Genomic DNA, 3,398 nt, shown 5'->3' with positions numbered 1-3,398 from the left:
CGCCTCGAAGGCCAGCCCGCGCACCAGCGCGTCGTCGCCCTGGGCGGCGTCCAGCAGCTCGCCCACCGCCCGGTCGGCCGGCCGGGCCGCGACCCAGGCCCGGAACTCGGCGCGGGCCGGGCCCGGCGAGTAGTCCGCGCAGGCGTTCAGCAGCTCGAAGGCGCTCTGCTCGATGTGCCCGGCCGCGGTCTGCGCGACCGTGCAGATCTCCTCCAGCTTCGCCCGCACCGCCCAGTGGCCGAGCGGCGACAGCTCCGCGGCGTCGTTCCTGCGCACCAGGGCGCCGACGGCCGCCAGGCCGTCCAGCATCCAGTCCAGGACGGCGGCCACGTCCGAGGGCGCGGCCGGGGTGTCGATCTGCGGCGCGCGGCAGGTGCCGCGGACGGCGGAGACGGCCGAGGCCGCGTGCGGCACCGGCGACAGGCCGGGTCCGCCGAGGCCGGTGCCGACCCGGCGCTCGTCCAGGCCGCGGCGCAGCAGCTCCAGCAGCTCGCTCTCGGCGACCGGGCCGTCCACCAGGTGCAGGAAGGAGAGCAGCTGCGGGGCCTGGTCCACGGCCTGCCCGGCCAGGACGGCGAAGACGCCGCGCAGCGCCGCGGGCGGCACCGGGGCGAGCAGGGTCCAGGCGTCGAACAGCGCCGACCAGCCGCGCACCACGGCCTCGTCGTCGTGCTCCCAGGCGTGCAGGCGCCAGCCGGGGCCGGCTCCGCCGTCCCTGGCCTCCACCAGGCCCACCAGCAGTGCCTGCCCCCACGCCTTGGCAGCGGCACCGACCGTCATGGCCAGGGCCCGGCCCGCCGCGCGGGCGTCGTCCGGGAGCAGCTCGCCGCGCTTGTCGACCTCGGCCAGCTCACCGGCCCAGCGGGCGACCCGGACGGCGTCCACCAGCATCCGGCGGGCCAGCGGCGCCAGCTCGGAGGGTGCCGGAAAGCCCTCCGGCACGGGAACCCTGCCCCGCCCGGGAGCCGGAGCGGGCCCTCGTCGCCGGGGTACTGCGTTACGGGGGACTCCCGCCCCGCCCGGCCTGCCACCGGCGGGCCGTTGGGCCGTTCCGGGGAGACGGGTCACCGTCGCACCGGTACCGATCGTCGGCGGGAGCGGGGCATCACGGTCGCGCGGGTTCCGAGACGTCACGTCGAGCAGTCTTCCCCTTGTACCGGCCTTCTGTCACATCCGGTTGTCCGTACGACCGGGCGACCGCCGGTGGCACCTCCGCAAGATCGGGCAACAACGGCAAACCGCCTGGCCGGAAACGTGTGACCTGCCCATGCCACAGGGGGCGGGCCGGTTGCCGGGAATGCTCGGGCGGTCACCGTGCGTACGGGTGGGGGGTAAGGGGTCGGGCCAAATATTGCTCCTGACAGCCGAGGGGCCCGTACGGGGGCGATTCGGCCCGGCGACGCCCGGCAGGACTGTCCAGCCCGAATCCGGACGGATGGCGGGCGGCGTGATCGGGATCGAGCCGCACCGGAAGTCGGCCGGGCCGACTTTTCACGCGGGCCCGGAGGAATGGGAGGAACGTTCATTCCCGGACGGGGGGAATCGCACCGGGAAAAGCGGCGGGGACCAGCCGAAAACGCCCTCGCGCACAGGGGGGGTGGTTGAGGGGCCAGGGCCGGTCTTCGGACTCGCCTCTGCGGGGCGAACGACGGGAGTCCGAAGACAGGCCCTAGAGCAGCGGGGTGAGCCAGCGGCGGAGGAGTTCGGTGTAGCGGTCGGGGGCGGTGTTCCAGAGGGTGGCGTGGTCGGCGCCGGGGAAGGGCTGGAGGCTCACCACGTCGCGGCGGGCGGCGGCCAGCTTCTCGGCGGCGCCGAAGGGCGCGATCCGGTCCTCGGGGCTGTGCAGGAGGAGGGTCGGCACCCGCAGGTCGGTGCCGTCGGCGATGCGGCCGAAGTCGGCGAGGTCGACCCCGGTGCGGCCCTCGGCGGCGAGGGCGCCGAGCTCGGCGGCGACGCCCTGGAAGCCGGCCCGGGCGGCGTCCCGGCGGGCGGAGGCGGGCAGGTCGAGCACGGGCGAGTCGAGGATCAGGCCGCGGACGGCGTGCGACCAGGCGGAGCGGGCCACGGTCTGCAGCACGATGGTCGCGCCGACGGACCAGCCGTACAGGATCACCTTGCCCGCGCCGCTGTCGAGCGCCAGCCGCACCGCCGCCTCGATGTCGCGCCACTCGGTCTCGCCGAAGTGGCCGAGCCCGTCCGGGGAGGCGGGGGCGCCCCGGTCGCCGCGGTAGGTGACGGCGAGGGCGGGCAGGCCGAGCCGGTCGAGGACGGGGAGCACCGGGAGGGTCTGCCGGCGGTCGTCGCCGGGGCCGTGCACCAGGATCACCCAGGTGCCGCGCTTGCCGTCGAGCCGCCAGGCGGGGAGGGCGCCGAGCTCGCCGTCGGCGGTGGTGTCGGCGAAGGCCAGGCCGAGCGCCTCGGTGGGGTCGCCGAGGTGGACCCGCGGGGTGAAGCGGACCTCGGTGCCGGGGACGAGGGTGCCCCGGTCGGCGCGGACCAGTCGGCGGGTGACGCCCTGTTCGTCGGCGTGCAGCACCTCCTCGACGACCGCGTGCCCTCCGTCCGCCCACTCCACCGCCCAGCGGCCGGGGCGCAGGCTCGCGGGGCCGCGGGTGAAGGTGACCCGGCCGGCGGCGAGGGCACGGACCTGGACCGGCCCGGACTCCTGGACGGCGGTCACCGGACGGACCATCCGCTCGGAGGCCCGGCGGCCGACCACCAGCACGGCGGCCCCCACCGCGGCGGCCGCCACGACGGCGGCGGTTCCCCAACGCATCTCGCTCCCCGCTCTGTTGTTCACGGACGTTGTTCACGGACGTTCTTCACGGACCGGACGGTGTTCGAGCCCCAGTTCACCGGCGCTCCGCCCGACCGGCCACCGGGCTGGGCCGTCCGGGTCACCCGGCGGGCGCTCCCGGGGTGCTCAGGGCGGTACTCAGGGGGTGCCGGTGGCGGGGGTCGGGGCGGGGCCGCGCCGGGCGATCCGACCGGGCGTCAGCGGCGTCCCCGTGTGACCAACCCCTCCGTGACCTCGGTTGACTCCCGGTTCGGGCCCGTGATGGGATCCTGGGGCCAAACGGAGGCATGGAGAGGAAGCCGGTGGAAGTCCGGCGCGGTCCCGCCACTGTCACCGGGGAGCACGCTCGGAACATCGCCACGGCGGGCCGTCGACGGCCGCTGGAAGGCTCCGGGGGTGCGTTCGACCCGGAAGCCAGGAGACTCTCGCCGCCGTCACGTCGATCCAGGGCGCGGACCCTGAGTGAGGACACGCACGCGATGCAGGCTGCCCCGCCCGGCCGGACTCCGAGCTGCCCTCCGCCGTGCGGCCGATGACCCCGCGCGCGCCTTCCCCCGCGCCGCGCCGGCTGGCCCGCGCCGCCGTGTTCGCACTCGGCGCC

At 76.3% G+C, this 3,398-nt stretch carries 2 protein-coding genes and 1 riboswitch; both genes read right to left on the bottom strand.

All coding sequences use genetic code 11. The features are described 5' to 3' along the window. Window positions 1-942: hypothetical protein (locus tag AE652_RS38060; protein WP_049659910.1), on the bottom strand; the 942-nt coding region annotated here is incomplete at its 3' end. A gap of 727 nt (window positions 943-1,669) precedes the next feature. Next, window positions 1,670-2,776, bottom strand: a complete 1,107-nt coding sequence (locus AE652_RS38055; protein ID WP_049659908.1) for a S9 family peptidase — start codon at window positions 2,774-2,776, stop codon at window positions 1,670-1,672. 312 nt (window positions 2,777-3,088) lie between these two features. Then, window positions 3,089-3,222: riboswitch (cobalamin riboswitch) on the top strand. Window positions 3,223-3,398 lie beyond the last annotated feature (176 nt).

The organism is Kitasatospora sp. MY 5-36 (genome assembly GCF_001182915.1).
In the GTDB taxonomy this organism is placed as follows: Bacteria; Actinomycetota; Actinomycetes; order Streptomycetales; family Streptomycetaceae; genus Kitasatospora.
This window is presented reverse-complemented; position numbering and strand designations above follow the sequence as displayed.